Genomic DNA, 14538 nt, shown 5'->3' with positions numbered 1-14538 from the left:
ATCGGGTACGCGCCCATCGTCCCCCGAGAAGGAGTGAGGCCATGTCAGCCCAGCTGTCCGACGAGCTCAAGGCACTGCTCGACAGCAAGGTCTTCATCGCGGTAGCCACGATCCAGCCCGACGGGAGCCCGCAGGTCTCCCCCGTCTGGGCGAAGCGGGACGGCGACGACGTGCTGTTCTCCACCACTGTCGACCGCCGCAAGACGAAGAACCTGAACGCCGACCCGCGCGTGACGGTCATGGTCCAGCCCGCCGACAACCCCTACGCCTACGCGGAGATCCGCGGCACCGCCGAGATCACCACGGAGGGCGGCCAGGAGCTCATCGACGAGCTGTCGGTAAAGTACACCGGCAAGAAGTACGCCGAGTTCAACCCGGCGTCGGGCCAGGACGCCGAGCGGGTCGTGGTCCGCGTGCGGGCACGGAAGGTGGTCGGGCGGGTGTGACCCCGTTCAGCCCCTGCGGCGATTGAGCAGCGGGGCCCGGGGCGGAGCCCCGCGACCGCACCCCCGCGGGGCTCCGCCGACGACCCCGTACCGGCCGGAGGCCCATGGCACACCTCCGGGCCTACTACCCTGGAGGGGTGACTATTCGCCTGTACGACACCAGCGCCCGGCAGATCCGTGACTTCACCCCGCTCACGCCGGGCTGCGTCTCGATCTACCTGTGTGGCGCCACCGTGCAGGCGGCCCCGCACATCGGCCACATCCGCTCGGGGCTCAACTTCGACATCATGCGCCGCTGGTTCGCGTACCGCGGCTACGACGTCACGTTCGTGCGCAACGTGACGGACATCGACGACAAGATCATCACGAAGGCCGGGGAGCAGAACCGGCCCTGGTGGTCGATCGGGTACGAGAACGAGCGGGCGTTCAACGACGCGTACACCGCGCTCGGTTGCCTGCCCCCGACCTACGAGCCGCGGGCCACCGGCCACGTGACCGAGATGGTCGAGATGATGCGCGGGCTCATCGAGCGCGGCCACGCCTACGAGGCCGACGGCAACGTCTACTTCGACGTCCGGTCCTTCCCCGGCTACCTGGAGCTGTCCAACCAGGAGCTCGACAACCTGCTCCAGCCCTCCGGCGACGGCGAGACCGGCAAGCGCGACGCCCGCGACTTCGCCATGTGGAAGGCCGTCAAGCCCGGCGAGCCCAGCTGGGAGACGCCCTGGGGCCGCGGCCGCCCCGGCTGGCACCTGGAGTGCTCGGCGATGGCCCACAAGTACCTGGGCTCCGCCTTCGACATCCACGGCGGCGGCATCGACCTGATCTTCCCGCACCACGAGAACGAGATCGCGCAGGCCAAGGCCTTCGGCGACGAGTTCGCGAAGTACTGGGTGCACAACTCCTGGGTCACCATGTCCGGCGAGAAGATGTCGAAGTCCCTCGGGAACTCCGTCCTCGTCTCGGAGATGGTCAAGAACTGGCGGCCCATCGTCCTGCGCTACTACCTGGGCACCCCGCACTACCGCTCCACCATCGAGTACAGCGAGGACGCCCTGCGCGAGGCCGAGTCCGCGTTCGCGCGCATCGAGGGCTTCGTGCAGCGCGTCACCGAACTCGCCGGAGGCACCGTCGCCCCCGCCGACGAGGTGCCGCCCGCCTTCGCCGAGGCCATGGACGACGACCTCGGCGTCCCGCAGGCCCTCGCCATCGTCCACACCGCCGTACGGCAGGGGAACTCCGCCCTCGCCGCCGACGACAAGGAAGCCGCCGTCGCCCGCCTCGCCGAGGTGCGCGCCATGCTCGGCGTCCTCGGCCTCGACCCGCTCGACGCGCAGTGGGCCGGCTCCGGCGACACCGGCGGCGAGGACCTGCACGGCGTCGTCGACCACCTCGTACGGCTCCTGCTGGAGCAGCGCGAGGCGGCCCGCGCCCGCAAGGACTGGGGCACCGCCGACGCCATCCGCGACCGCCTCAAGCAGTCCGGCCTGAACATCGAGGACAGCCCCTCGGGGCCCCGCTGGACGCTCGGCTGAGCACGGCCGAGCGCCCAGATGTGCCGCCCGGAGCTCCGGGCGGCACACTTCATAGACGTACGCACACACCCGTAGTCGTAAGAGACAGGTAGGTCATGGCCGCCAACAGCAACCGCCGCATGTCCGGCAAGAAGGGCGCGCAGGTAGGCAGCGGTGGCAACCGGCGCCGCGCCCTCGAGGGCAAGGGCCCGACCCCGCCCGCCGAGATGCGCAAGGGCCACGCCAAGCAGCGCGCCGCGCAGGCCAAGGCCAAGCGCGCCCAGGGCCGCCCCACCAGCCGCACCGGCGGCCCGCGCGGCAAGTCCACCTCCGAGATGGTGGTCGGCCGCAACCCGGTCGTCGAGGCGCTGCGCGAGAACGTGCCCGCGGTGACCCTCTACGTGCAGCAGTTCATCGACAACGACGAGCGCGTCCGCGAGGCGCTCCAGCTCGCCGGTGAGCGCGGCGGCATCCACCTCATGGAGGCCCCCCGCCCCGAGCTGGACCGCATGACCAACGGCCTCAACCACCAGGGCCTCGTCCTCCAGATCCCGCCGTACGAGTACGCGCACCCGGAGGACCTCGCCGCCGCCGCGTACGACGTCGGTGAGGACCCGCTGATCGTCGCCCTCGACGGTGTCACCGACCCGCGCAACCTCGGCGCCGTCGTCCGCTCCGTCTCCGCGTTCGGCGGCCACGGCGTCGTCGTGCCCGAGCGGCGCGCGGCCGGGATGACGGCCGGTGCGTGGAAGACGTCGGCCGGCACCGCGGCCCGTACTCCGGTCGCCCGCGCCACCAACCTGACGCGCGCCCTGGAGCAGTACAAGAAGGCGGGCATCGCCGTGGTCGGCCTCGCCGCCGACGGCGAGCACACCGTCGACGACCTGCAAGCCCTGGAGGGCCCCGTCGTCATCGTCGTCGGCAGCGAGGGCAAGGGCCTGTCCCGCCTCGTCGGCGAGACCTGCGACTTCCGCGTGCGCATCCCGATGCCGGGCGGCGCCGAGTCGCTGAACGCCGGTGTCGCCGCGGGCGTCGTCCTCTACGAGGCGGCCCGCCGCCGCGCCTGATCCACGCGCCCCGTTCCGGGCCCACGTCGGAGATGACCGATCTTTGACGGGGCCCGGACATTTCGGTGGGCCCGAGGCAGTGTCCTAAACACACATCACTCGGTTAGATGAGTGTGGACACCAGAACGCCCCGCACACCCTCGGGTGACCGCTCGTCGGGATTCGACGACGCTCCTGCGCTGAGCATGGTGAAGGTTCCGTGCGATCCGGCGCAGGTCATCGTCAACCACGCGAGTTTCCGCGTGCAGCTCCCCACGGCGCAGCAGACCCAACTCCCGCGCATCTCACGGCACTTGAGCGCTACGGGCGTGGCCGGAGCCGACGCGTCGACCACCCGCATCCCCGTCATCACCGCCGCGGGGACGCCCGGCGCCAGGCGGCGTCGCCCCGTCGTCAGAGCCGGCGGAGGACTCGACGCCACCGGACTCCTGCAGGGCGCACGCCGTGTCGGCGAGCCCGACGAAGGCGTCTCGACCCAGGTCATCCCGCGCGTCGACCTCGACCGCGACCTCACCGAGGACCTCGCCGACGAGCTCGGCCTCTACCGCGACACGGCCACCCAGGAGACGCCCACCGTCGGCGGCATCGAACACGCGGAGGCCGAACCCCCGCGGATCCTGCCGCGCATGCGCCAGTCCGGCAGCGCGTTCGAGGAGAGCGGCGAGCTCGAAGCGGTCACGTACGACGGCGACCGCTTCGACGACGACACCGACGGCTCCGACGTCGAGACCACCGCGGCCCGCCGCTACGGCCCCGTCCGGCACGCCTACTACCCCGGCCGCCGGATGAACCTCGGCGTCGTGCTGCTCCCGATGCGCGTCTTCCTCGGCTTCATCTCCATCTACGCCGGCATGGGCAAGCTCTGCGACCCCGTGTACTTCGACGGCGGCGAGCGCGGCTCGATGGTCAAGTGGCTGAACTCGCTGCACCCCTGGGCCCTCGCCGAACCCATGCGCGACTGGGCGCTCCAGCACCCCGTCGGCGCCGGACTCGTCATCGCCTTCCTCCAGGTCATCGTCGGCGTGCTCACGATCCTCGGCCTGTGGCAGCGGCTCGCCGCGAGCGTCGGCGCGCTGCTCTCCGCCGCGCTGCTCGTCACCGTCAGCTGGAAGACCGTCCCCGCCTACGACGCGCCCGACATCATCTACCTCGCCGCCTGGTCGCCGCTGATCATCGCCGGCGCCCCCGTCTACTCCGTCGACGGACGGCTCGCGGGCACCGCCTGGCGGCGGCTCGGACCGCGCGCCGCACTGTGGGAGCTGCGCCGCTTCGTCCTGCGCCGCGGCACCGTCGTCGCCACCCTCGTCATCGGTGGCACGCTGCTCATCGGCTCGCTCCTCGGCGGCGCCGTCCGCGACGCCGACCGGGTCACCGCGCCGGGCCCCGGCGACGCGCCGCGCAACGAACTCCCCGGCTCCCCGCTTCCCTCCGAGCCGGGCAGCCGCTCCCCGCAGCAGCGCCAGTCGCAGAGCCCCTCGGCGTCCTCCAGCACGCCGACGCAGGGCACCACGTCGAGCCCCTCCGGCGCCCCGAGCTCCGCCCGCGCCACCGCGGGCACCACGAGCAGCGGCACCACGACGACGCCGACGCAGGGCTCCACCGCGGGCCAGGCCCCGCCGCAGCAGACGACGCCGCAGCAGCCGCCCGCGGCGACCACCGGCCAGGAGCAGCCCGCCACGGGCGGCACCACGGACGGCGGCACCACCTCCGGCGGCGAGACCGGCGAGACCGGCCGCAAGCCCGGCCTGGTGGGCGGCCTCCTGGGCGAGTGACGCCACGCCGATCCACTACACCGATGGGGCCCCGCACGTGCATCGTGCGGGGCCCCATCGGCGTACGGGCGGCGGCGACAAGCTCGCGGCGGTGGCCTCAACGGCCCTGCGCGGACAGCTCCTTCGCGGCCTCCGTGAGGTCCTTCGCCGTGTCGATCGCCCGCCAGTACGCGCCCTGCGGCAGCTGGAAGCCCGCCAGCCGCTTGCCGCGCGCCAGCCTCGGGAACGTGGTCCGCTCGTGGTCCCCGAGGTCCGGCAGCAGCGACGTGAACTCGGAGCCGAAGACGTACACACCCGCGTTGATCAGATACGGGGACGGCGGCGCCTCGATGAAGTCGGTGATGTGCCCGAACGCGTCCGTCTCGACGGCGCCCCACGGGATGCGCGGGCGGGCCAGCGCGAGCGTCGCCGTCGCCTCCCGCTCGTGGTGGAAGTCGGCCATCTCGCGCAGCGAGAACCGCGTCCAGATGTCGCCGTTCGTCGCGTACCAGGGACGGTCCGGGTGCGGCAGCCGGGCGGCCGCGAACTTCAGTCCGCCGCCACGGCCCAGCGGCTCCTTCTCGACGACCGTGGTGACCCGCAGCGGCAACTCCGCCCCCTCCAGCCACTCCTGGAGCACCTCGGCGAGATGACCGCACGAGACGACGGCGTCGGTGACGCCCTCCTCGGCGAGCCAGGCCAGCTGATGGCCGATGATCGGCGTGCCCGTACCGGGGATCTCCACCATCGGCTTCGGCCGGTCGTCGGTGTACGGGCGCAGCCGGGAGCCCTGGCCGCCCGCCAGGACGACGGCCTGCGTGGGACGGTGGGCATACGGATGCGGGCCGTGCGCGGACGGTTCAGCGGTCGTCATGACCGGAACTGTACGTGCGCACGACCCGCGTGGACGCCAGCGGCTCGGGACGGCCCCGAGCGCGGCTCAGGCACGGAAGCCGGCCACCCCCGAGGCGAACGAGGTGTCGCAGACGGGCCGCGAGTACGACTGCGCGCGCGCCGGCCCGTACGCCTCCACGGCGGCACGGCCGAGCGCCTTCGCGATCGCCATGCAGTGCTTGGCGAGCGACGGGCGGTGGTCGATCTCGCGCTGGAGGTGGGTCAGCGCGACGCCGGGGTTCTCCTCCTGCAGTTCGAGCAGCAGACGGTCGCGCAGGACGTCCTGGGGGGCGCGCGACTTGGCGCGCGCGGAGACGTCCTGTGAGGAAGCCGTGAGGAGGGAGTCCGAGGAGCTCCCCGACCAGTTGACTCGGGTGACCGCGAGCGTCCCGGAGAGCACCAGCATCACCGGCAGGACGAAGGCGAGCGTACGGGCGGCGCGGTGGGCGGGGCCCCGGCCCCGAGCACGGCGCGACTTCTGGGTGTAGTTGGCAGAGTGCGTCACGCGAGTGAGCGTAGCGCTCGGTGATGATTTGGCGACATTTGGTCACTCTGATGAGGGACGATCAACGTCGTTTTGTTGCATACGTGTTGACGTCGCAGGGCCAAATGCCCGAGTTGCCGGGGTATTTGTCGACAATGAAGCGCCGACGCGTGAGGGCCCCGCACCGAAGTGCGGGGCCCTCACGGTCATTTGATATGCCCGGGATCAGTCGGAGAGGCGCTCGCCCGTCGAGGTCGAGAACACGTGGGTCTCACCGGCGCGCGGCACGACGTGCAGCTGCGCGCCCTTCTCCGGAACCTGCCGGCCGTTGACGCGGACGACCAGGTCCTTGGTCTCGTCGCCGACCTGGGCGGTGCCGTAGACGTAGCCGTCGGCGCCGAGCTCCTCCACCACGTTCACGGAGACGGCGAGGCCCGCCGGGGCGTCCGAGACGTCCTTGGCGAGGGACTTCGCGGCCTCGGCGCCACCCGCCTCGACGACGTCGAAGTGCTCGGGGCGGACGCCGACGGTGACCGTGCGGTCGCCCTTGTCCGAAGCGGCCTTCAGCGCGTCACGGTTGACCGGGACGACCGAGTTGCCGAACTTCACGCCGCCGTCGGTGATCGGGACCTCGACCAGGTTCATGGCCGGGGAGCCGATGAAGCCGGCGACGAAGAGGTTCGCGGGGCGGTCGTACATGTTGCGCGGGGTGTCGACCTGCTGGAGCAGACCGTCCTTGAGGACCGCCACGCGGTCGCCCATCGTCATGGCCTCGACCTGGTCGTGGGTGACGTAGACGGTGGTGATGCCGAGGCGGCGCTGGAGCGACGCGATCTGCGTACGCGTCGACACACGGAGCTTGGCGTCGAGGTTCGACAGCGGCTCGTCCATGAGGAACACCTGCGGCTCACGCACGATCGCGCGGCCCATCGCCACACGCTGACGCTGACCACCGGAGAGCGCCTTCGGCTTGCGGTCCAGGTACTCGGTGAGGTCGAGGATCTTCGCGGCCTCTTCGACCTTGGTGCGGATCTCCGCCTTGTTCACGCCGGCGATCTTCAGGGCGAAGCCCATGTTGTCGGCGACGGTCATGTGCGGGTACAGCGCGTAGTTCTGGAACACCATGGCGATGTCCCGGTCCTTCGGCGGCAGGTGCGTGACGTCGCGGTCACCGATGCGGATCGCACCGCCGTTGACGTCCTCGAGACCCGCGAGCATCCGCAGGGAGGTCGACTTGCCGCAGCCGGAGGGACCGACGAGGACGAGGAACTCGCCGTCCTCGATCTCGATCTCCAGGCCGTCGACCGCGGGCTTGGTGGACCCGGGATACACACGGGTCGCCTTGTCGAACGTGACAGAAGCCATGGCTGTGAAGCCCCCTTCACCGGCAGGAACGTGCCGGACGATCCGAGTGGAAGGAAGACCCACAACAACGAGTGTTGCTGTGGTGTAGTCCACACGAGTGAACTGGTCGAGACGCTACCTGGCGTTCACATGTTCTGTCAGGACCTGAACGCTGTGAACTTTGACGAAATTTTCGACCAGGTAGGTCAGGACGCTCCCTCTGCTCCTCCGCCACACCAGTGGCGTGCTGCCCTCGCGGGCAGCGCTTCCTGCTTCACAGCTCGCCGCCGGCAAGTGACAGGCTTCCCTGCCGCGCCGCTCGGTCCTACGCAAGCTCCACAGGCATCTCGGCCGACGGCCCGTCGGTCCGTACTGCAATGAACAGCCGAGGCCGCACTCCTAAGCGGCCGCCACAACCTCCTCCGGCATTTCCGACGCCCGAATCACAGAAGGCACCAACTGTTCGGGCGGCAGCGCCGACGCCGTCAGCCAGTACAAACGCATCCCCTCAGACCGCAGATTCACCGCCGCGTTCACATCACGATCGTGGGCCGTGCCGCACTCGGCGCACGACCACTCCCGCACCGACACATCCAGCTTCGGGCCCCTTACGTGGCAGGCCGAGCAGCGCCGCGTCGATGGGAAGAAGCGGTCCACGACCACCAGCGTCCGGCCGTACCACTCGCACTTGTACTTCAGCTGTCGGAGCAATTCGCCCCAAGAAGCGTCCTGGATGGATTCGTTGAGCCGCGCCTTGCGCCTACGCCCCCTGCCCGTCGCCGCAGCCGTCAGCGCCACGATCGACAGGTCCTCCACCACGAGCACTTGGTTCTCGCGCACGAGGCGGGTGGTGAGCTGGTCCAACATGTTCTTACGGACGTCCCCGATCAGTGCGTACAGGCGGCCCATCTTCCGCCGCGCCTTCTCCCGATTCCGGGAACCTCTCTTCTTTCGCTGCAGCTCCCGCTGTAGTGACTTCAGCAGATCCACGTATCGCCGCAGCAATCTCGGATGATCCACCTTCGTACCGTCATCCAACGTCACCAACGACGCCAAGCCCAGGTCCAACCCCACCGCCCGCGGCTCCCGCGACCCGGCCACGAACGCCGCGGGCAGCGCCTCGATGACCTCCTCCACGAGCAACGCCACGAAGTAGCGCCCCGCCCGATGCCGCGACACCGTCACCCGCACCGGCGTCACCCCTACAGGCAACGGCCGCGACCACCGCACTTCCAGCGGCTCGCTCTGCAACGCCAGCTTCAGGGTCCCCGTACCCGGCCGCCCCGCGTCCTCCCGCCAGCTGAAGCCCGTCCGCGCATACGTCGCTGTATCGCGCGACCGGCCCTTCTTTTTCCGCTTCGGATACTTCGCCCGTCCCTGAAAGAACGCCTGGAACGCCGCCTGCACATGACGCAACGGCTGTTGCAGCACCGTCGACGACACCTCCGCCAACCACGCCGTGTCCGGCGCCCGGCGCCATCCGGTCAACGCCCGGCACGTCTCCGCGAACCCCACCGACACCCGATGCTCGCGCCAAGCCCTCGACCGCAGCGCCAGCCCTTCGTTGTAGACCCAACGACACGCGCCGAACGTCTTCACCAACTGCTCGGCCTGCGCCTCGGTCGGGTAACAGCGATACCGGTAGACCCGCTCCCGCGCCCCCGTCACCTTGGCCCGGCGCTTCACCGGGACGGCCGGGCGAGTCCGGGGCCTGCTGCTGTCGGCGATCCCCAGCGCCTCGCGCTTGACCCGCTTGGCCTCGGCGCCGGTCACGGACCGTGGCTTCTCCGCTCGAACGTCCCCCATGAGCCCCCCCCGCCCACTTCCCGCGATCCGATAGTCGGAACAGCGTGTTCGTACGGTCAACGAACGGGTGCTCGGGAGGTTACGCACGTAGGTCCGACATCAGGGTGTGCGGGAACTTCTTGGCCTGGGGGAAGGTCGGCTGTGTAAGGTGGTGAAGCCTTCGCGTACGGCGTTGTGGTGCGCGGTGCCGCCTTAGCTCAGTTGGCTAGAGCACTAGATTTGTAATCTTGAGGTCGTCGGTTCGATTCCGACAGGCGGCTCCGGAAAAGCCCAGGTCACACTCTGTGTGCCTGGGCTTTTGTCGTTCGGGGTCAGCCGCGGCCCGCCAGGCGGTCGGCCCATTGGGCGAGGCGGGATGAGGTGGCCGTGTGGGTGGTGAGTTCGCGGCGGTCGGCGGCGTGGTACGTGGCGTACATGCCGTGGACGCCGAGCCAGCGCAGGGGTTCCGGTTCCCACTTGCGGACCTTGTGGTTGGCCCAGGGGAGCGCGGTGAGGTCGGTGGGGCCGGACTGGCCGGAGTCCTGTTGGACGAGGTCGCGGAGGGTGCGGGCGGCGAGGTTGGCGGTGGCGACGCCGGAGCCGACGTAGCCGCCTGCCCAGCCGAGGCCGGTGGAGCGGTCGAGGGTGACGGTGGCGCACCAGTCGCGGGGGACGCCGAGGACGCCGGACCAGGCGTGGTCGATGCGGACGCCGGCGAGCTGGGGGAAGAAGCGGGTGAGGATGTCGCGGAGGGCCTCGATGGTCTGGGGCTGGGTGCGGCCGTCGTTGTCGGTGCGGGAGGCGTAGCGGTAGGGGACGCCGCGGCCGCCGAGGGCGATGCGGTCGTCGGCGGTGCGCTGGGCGTACATGTAGGCGTGGGCCATGTCGCCGAGGGTTTCGCGGCCTTCCCAGCCGATGGTCTCCCACTGGGATTCCGACAGCGGCTCCGTGGCGATCATGGAGGAGTTCATGGGGAGCCAGGTGCGGCGCTGGCCCTTGAGGGAGGCGGTGAAGCCTTCGGTGCAGCGCAGGACGTAGGGGGCGCGGACGGTGCCGTAGGGCGTGATGGCGTGCTTCGGTTTGATCTCCGTGACCGGGGTTGATTCGTGGATCGTGACGCCGAGGGCTTCGACGGCCGTCGCCAGGCCCTTGAGGAGTTTCACCGGGTGGAGGCGGGCGCCGTGCGGGGTCCAGGTGGAGCCGACGGCGCCCGCGACGCGGATGCGGTCGGCGGTCTCGCGGGCGCCGTGGAGGGTGCGGTCCTTCTCGCCGTAGGTGAGTTCCGTGTCGTGGAAGGCCTTGAGGCGGGTCAACTGGGCCGGGGTGTAGGCGACTTCGAGGACGCCGCCGTGGTGGATGTCGGCGTCGACGGATTCGGTGCGGGCGACGTCGATGACCTCCGACACCGTCTCGTTCATGGCCTGTTGGAGGCGGACGGCGGCGTCGTGGCCGTGGAGTTTGGCGTAGCGGTCGCGGCCGGCGATGCCGTTGTAGAGCCAGCCGCCGTTGCGGCCGGAGGCGCCGTAGCCGCAGAACTTCTGTTCCAGGACGGTGATGCGCAGGAACGGGGCGGCCTTCTTCAGGTAGTACGCGGTCCACAGGCCCGTGTAGCCGCCGCCGACGATGACGACGTCGGCGCTCGCGTCGCCGGGCAGGGGGTCGCGGGTCCGGGGGAGGCCGTCGTCCGCGTACCAGAACGATATGCCGCCGTTGATGGTGCCGGTGGTCTCGCGGGGGCCACCGGGGCCGCTGATGCCGTGGGTCATGGCGCGGGACGTTACTGGTCGGCGACGGAATGCGGGAGGGGTGGGTCGGGTTCTAGGGTCGGTCGCGTGATCGACGTACCGAAGGGCCTGGTCGAGTCGCAGTACGCGTACGCGGGGGAGGCGGGGCGGGCGTTCGTGGCGGCGCTGCCCGCGCGCGTGGCGGAGTTCCTGGAGCGGTGGGAGCTGGTGCGGGACGGGCCGTTGATGCACGGGGTGGCGGCGCTGGTCGTGCCGGTGGTGCGGGGCGACGGGCTGCGTGCGGCGCTCAAGTTCCAGGTGCTGGACGAGGAGACCGAGGGGGAGCCGGTCGCGCTGCGGGTGTGGGACGGCGACGGCGCGGTGCGGCTGCTCGCGTACGACGCGGGGACGGGCACGATGCTGCTCGAACGGCTCGATTCCGCGCGGATGTTGAGCGGTGTGGCGGATTCGCGCGAGGCCGTCGAGGTGGTCGGTGGGCTGCTCGCGCGGCTGACGGCGGGGCCCGCTCCGAAGGGTGTGCGGCGGTTGTCGGACATCGCGGGGCGGATGCTCGCGGACGCTCCTGGGGCGCTGCGGCGGGTGGCCGATCCTGTCCAGCGGGCGCTGCTCGCCGACTGCGCGGCGGCGGTGCGGGAGGTCGTGGGGGAGGCCGGGGACCGGTTGCTGCACTGGGATCTGCATTTCGAGAACGTGCTCGCCGCCGGGCGTGAACCGTGGCTGGCGATCGACCCGAAGCCGCTGGCCGGTGATCCCGGGTTCGACCTGTGGCCGGCGCTGCACAACCGCTACGAGCCGGACGAGACGCTGTGGCGGTTCGACGCGCTGAGCGGGGCGCTGGGGCTCGACCGGGAGCGGGCGCGGGCCTGGACGCTGGGCCGGGTGCTCCAGAACGCGCTGTGGGACATCGAGGACGGGCGGCCGCTCGGCGTCCACGATCTGGATATCGCTCGCAGGGTGCGGGACGGCGCGGATTAATCTGCGGTCATGATTCGTACCGCGACCCCCGCCGACGTCCCCGTCATCCACACCATGATCCGTGAGCTGGCCGACTACGAGAAGGCGCTGCACGAGGCGCGGGCCACCGAGGAGCAGCTGCGCGAGGCGCTGTTCGGGGAGCGTCCGGCGGCGTACGCGCACATCGCCGAGGACGAGAGCGGTGAGCCGGTCGGCTTCGCGCTGTGGTTCCTGAACTTCTCGACGTGGCGCGGGGTGCACGGCATCTACCTGGAGGACCTGTACGTGCGTCCCGAGGCGCGCGGCGGCGGTCACGGCAAGGCGCTGCTGACGGAGCTGGCGCGGCTGTGCGTGGAGCGGGGCTACGAGCGTCTTGAGTGGTCGGTGCTGAACTGGAACACGCCGTCCATCGAGTTCTACGAGGCGCTGGGCGCGCGCCCGCAGGACGAGTGGACGGTGTACCGGCTGACGGACGAGGCGCTGAAGGCGGTGGGTACGGCGTAGGGGCGCCGCGCGGGCTGGCGGGAGCGGGCATTCTCTGACTAAGGTCAGAGAATGAGTGAGCGTGTGGACGGTGGCGGCGACGACGTCGCGCGGGTGCGGCGGTTCAACCGGGTCGTCAGCGAGCGCGTCGGGGTGCTCCAGGAGCGGTTCCACGGCACCGAGCGGCCCTACGGGCAGGCCCGGCTGCTGTGGGAGATCGGCGAGGCCGGGGCGCCGCTCGACGTGCGGCGGCTGCGGGAGCGGCTCGGGCTCGACTCCGGGTACGTCAGCCGGTTGCTGCGCGCCCTGGAGGCGGACGGGCTCGTGGTGGTGGAGCCCCTGGAGCGGGACCGGCGGGTGCGCACGGCGCGCCTCACCGCGAAGGGGCGCGACGAGTGGGCCGTGCTCGACCGGCGCAGCGACGAGGCGGCCGGTTCGCTGCTCGCCCCGCTCAACGCGGCGCAGCGGGCGCGGCTGGTCGCGGCGATGACGGAGGTCGACCGGTTGCTCACGGCCGGGACGGTCACGTTGGACGACGTCTCCCCGGACCATCCGGATGCCGAGGTGTGCCTGCGCGGCTACTTCACGGAGCTTCAGGAGCGGCTCGACACGGGCTTCGACCCGGCGCGCAGCCTCCTGCCGGACGCCGGTGAACTGCGGCCGCCGCGCGGCCAGTTCGTCGTGGCGCGGCTGCACGGGGAGCCGGTCGGCTGCGCCGGGCTGAAGCTGCCGCCGGGCCGTGCGGCGGAGGTGAAGCGGATGTGGGTGGCGCCGCGCGCCAGGGGGCTCGGGCTGGCCCGCCGTTTCCTGGCGGAGCTGGAGGGGCGGGCCGCGCGGCACGGCGCCGGGCTGCTGCGGCTCGACACCAACAAGGCGTTGCCGGAGGCCATCGGGCTGTACCGCGCGTACGGCTTCGAGGAGGTCGAGGCGTTCAACGACGAGCCGTACGCGCACCACTGGTTCGAGAAGCGGCTGCGCCCCGCTTCCTAGGTGTATTGACTCGCAGCGTTGTTGACGCGGCTGATCGGGGGCTGGCCTTCGAGTGCGGTGTGGCAGCGGTGGTGGTTGTAGGTGTGCAGGAAGTCTGCCAGGGCCGCTGTGCGCTCGTCGTTGGAGGTGTAGGGCCGCTGGTAGGCCCACTCGTCGAGCAGGGTGCGGTTGAAGCGTTCGACCTTGCCGTTGGTCTGCGGCCGGTAGGCCCGGGTGAGCTTGCCGCTCGCGCCGAGGTCGGCAAGCGCCTGCCGCCAGGCGACGCTCTTGCGGTAGGGCCAGGCGTTGTCGGTCAGCACGCGTTCGACGTGGTCGATGCCATGGGCGGTGAAGAAGGCTGCGGCCCGGCGGAGGAAGGCGGCGCAGGTGGGGGCCTTCTCATCGCCGTGTATCTCGCTGTAGGCGAGGCGGCTGTGGTCGTCGACGGCGGAGTGGATGTAGTCGAAGCCCATGTTGCTGCGGGTGGCGCGGCCGGCTTGGCGGCCCAGGACCTTGTGGCCGCCGCCGTCGGGGATCCGGCCGAGCTTCTTGACGTCGACGTGGATCAGTTCGCCGGGCCTTTCGCGTTCGTAGCGGCGGATGCGCTGGCCGGTGGGCCGGTCGAGCCAGGCCAGCCGGTTCAGCCGGTGCCGGGTCAGGACCCGGTGCACGGTGGAAGCGGGCAGGCCCAGGATCGGACCGATCCTGGCCGGTCCCAGCTTGCGGTCCGTGCGCAGCCGGCAGACCCGGGCTTCCACCGCGGACGCGGTCCGGTGCGGTGTCGTGCGCGGACGGCTGGACCGGTCGTGCAGCCCCGCCTCACCCCCCGAGCGCCAACGCCGCAGCCACTTGTGGGCCGTTGCGCGGGATATACCCATCTCGGCGGCCACATGCGCGACCGGGCGGCCCAAACGGACACGCTCGACCAGCAGCCGCCTGCCATGAACGGTCAGCCGGGCATTACGGTGGGACACGAAGACCTCCGTCGTGCGGTGAAGCCTAGACACCTCCACCACACCGGAGGTCTTCGCCATGATCAAGCCCGGCCAGTGTCAACAACGCTCGTGATCAATACACCTAGGGCCCTTCTTGCTGGAGTCGC

13 protein-coding genes and 1 tRNA gene are annotated in these 14538 nt (G+C 70.9%); 8 read left to right on the top strand and 6 right to left on the bottom strand.

Going from position 1 to position 14538, the window contains the following annotated elements:
* Positions 1 to 41: 41 nt before the first annotated feature.
* The 4 genes from ACYBSK_RS35545 to ACYBSK_RS35530 all read left to right on the top strand — a co-directional run bounded on the left by ACYBSK_RS35545 (position 42) and on the right by ACYBSK_RS35530 (position 4799).
* Positions 42 to 446, top strand: a complete 405-nt coding sequence (locus ACYBSK_RS35545; protein WP_457481360.1) for a PPOX class F420-dependent oxidoreductase — start codon at positions 42 to 44, stop codon at positions 444 to 446.
* Positions 447 to 583: 137 nt separating this feature from the next.
* Positions 584 to 1981, top strand: a complete 1398-nt coding sequence (cysS, locus tag ACYBSK_RS35540; RefSeq protein ID WP_457481359.1) for a cysteine--tRNA ligase — start codon at positions 584 to 586, stop codon at positions 1979 to 1981.
* 95 nt (positions 1982 to 2076) lie between these two features.
* On the top strand, positions 2077 to 3027 hold the full coding sequence (rlmB, locus tag ACYBSK_RS35535; protein WP_457481358.1) for a 23S rRNA (guanosine(2251)-2'-O)-methyltransferase RlmB: 951 nt from the start codon (positions 2077 to 2079) through the stop codon (positions 3025 to 3027).
* A gap of 107 nt (positions 3028 to 3134) precedes the next feature.
* Complete coding sequence (locus ACYBSK_RS35530; RefSeq protein WP_460244559.1) at positions 3135 to 4799, top strand: DoxX family protein; 1665 nt, start codon at positions 3135 to 3137, stop codon at positions 4797 to 4799.
* Between the two features lie 97 nt (positions 4800 to 4896).
* Here the strand turns inward: ACYBSK_RS35530 and ACYBSK_RS35525 are convergent, their stop codons facing one another.
* The 4 genes from ACYBSK_RS35525 to ACYBSK_RS35510 all read right to left on the bottom strand — a co-directional run bounded on the left by ACYBSK_RS35525 (position 4897) and on the right by ACYBSK_RS35510 (position 9306).
* On the bottom strand, positions 4897 to 5652 hold the full coding sequence (locus ACYBSK_RS35525) for a nucleotidyltransferase family protein (RefSeq protein ID WP_460244558.1): 756 nt from the start codon (positions 5650 to 5652) through the stop codon (positions 4897 to 4899).
* A 66-nt stretch (positions 5653 to 5718) separates the two neighbouring features.
* Positions 5719 to 6177, bottom strand: coding sequence for a hypothetical protein (locus tag ACYBSK_RS35520; RefSeq protein ID WP_457481355.1), 459 nt, complete (start codon positions 6175 to 6177; stop codon positions 5719 to 5721).
* Positions 6178 to 6381: 204 nt separating this feature from the next.
* Positions 6382 to 7521, bottom strand: coding sequence for an ABC transporter ATP-binding protein (locus tag ACYBSK_RS35515; RefSeq protein WP_457481354.1), 1140 nt, complete (start codon positions 7519 to 7521; stop codon positions 6382 to 6384).
* A gap of 378 nt (positions 7522 to 7899) precedes the next feature.
* Positions 7900 to 9306 carry an RNA-guided endonuclease InsQ/TnpB family protein gene (locus ACYBSK_RS35510; RefSeq protein ID WP_460244557.1) on the bottom strand — a complete coding sequence of 469 codons (1407 nt, stop codon included), beginning with the start codon at positions 9304 to 9306 and terminating at the stop codon, positions 7900 to 7902.
* A 186-nt stretch (positions 9307 to 9492) separates the two neighbouring features.
* Between ACYBSK_RS35510 and ACYBSK_RS35505 the strand changes: the two genes are divergently transcribed.
* Positions 9493 to 9566, top strand: a tRNA-Thr gene (locus ACYBSK_RS35505).
* A 51-nt stretch (positions 9567 to 9617) separates the two neighbouring features.
* On the opposite strand, the gene ACYBSK_RS35500 is transcribed toward ACYBSK_RS35505, so the two are convergent.
* On the bottom strand, positions 9618 to 11051 hold the full coding sequence (locus ACYBSK_RS35500; RefSeq protein ID WP_460244556.1) for an NAD(P)/FAD-dependent oxidoreductase: 1434 nt from the start codon (positions 11049 to 11051) through the stop codon (positions 9618 to 9620).
* A gap of 66 nt (positions 11052 to 11117) precedes the next feature.
* Between ACYBSK_RS35500 and ACYBSK_RS35495 the strand changes: the two genes are divergently transcribed.
* The 3 genes from ACYBSK_RS35495 to ACYBSK_RS35485 are packed head-to-tail and all read left to right on the top strand — an operon-like array spanning position 11118 to position 13457.
* Complete coding sequence (locus tag ACYBSK_RS35495) at positions 11118 to 12005, top strand: aminoglycoside phosphotransferase family protein (protein WP_460244555.1); 888 nt, start codon at positions 11118 to 11120, stop codon at positions 12003 to 12005.
* Between the two features lie 9 nt (positions 12006 to 12014).
* Entirely contained in the window at positions 12015 to 12488 is a 474-nt protein-coding gene (locus ACYBSK_RS35490) for a GNAT family N-acetyltransferase (protein ID WP_460244554.1), read from the top strand.
* A 51-nt stretch (positions 12489 to 12539) separates the two neighbouring features.
* The gene (locus ACYBSK_RS35485; RefSeq protein ID WP_460244553.1) at positions 12540 to 13457 is read left to right on the top strand and encodes a bifunctional helix-turn-helix transcriptional regulator/GNAT family N-acetyltransferase; all 918 of its coding nucleotides are present in this window, start codon (positions 12540 to 12542) and stop codon (positions 13455 to 13457) included.
* Here ACYBSK_RS35485 and ACYBSK_RS35480 read toward each other — a convergent pair.
* A complete protein-coding gene (locus ACYBSK_RS35480; RefSeq protein WP_460247163.1) occupies positions 13454 to 14410 on the bottom strand; it encodes an IS481 family transposase in 957 nt (318 codons plus the stop codon). The genes ACYBSK_RS35485 and ACYBSK_RS35480 overlap by 4 nt on opposite strands.
* Between the last annotated feature and the right edge of the window lie 128 nt (positions 14411 to 14538).

The organism is Streptomyces sp. BYX5S (assembly GCF_054724165.1).
The sequence above is the reverse complement of the archived record's forward strand: the minus strand, read 5'-3'. Positions and strand labels throughout refer to the sequence as shown.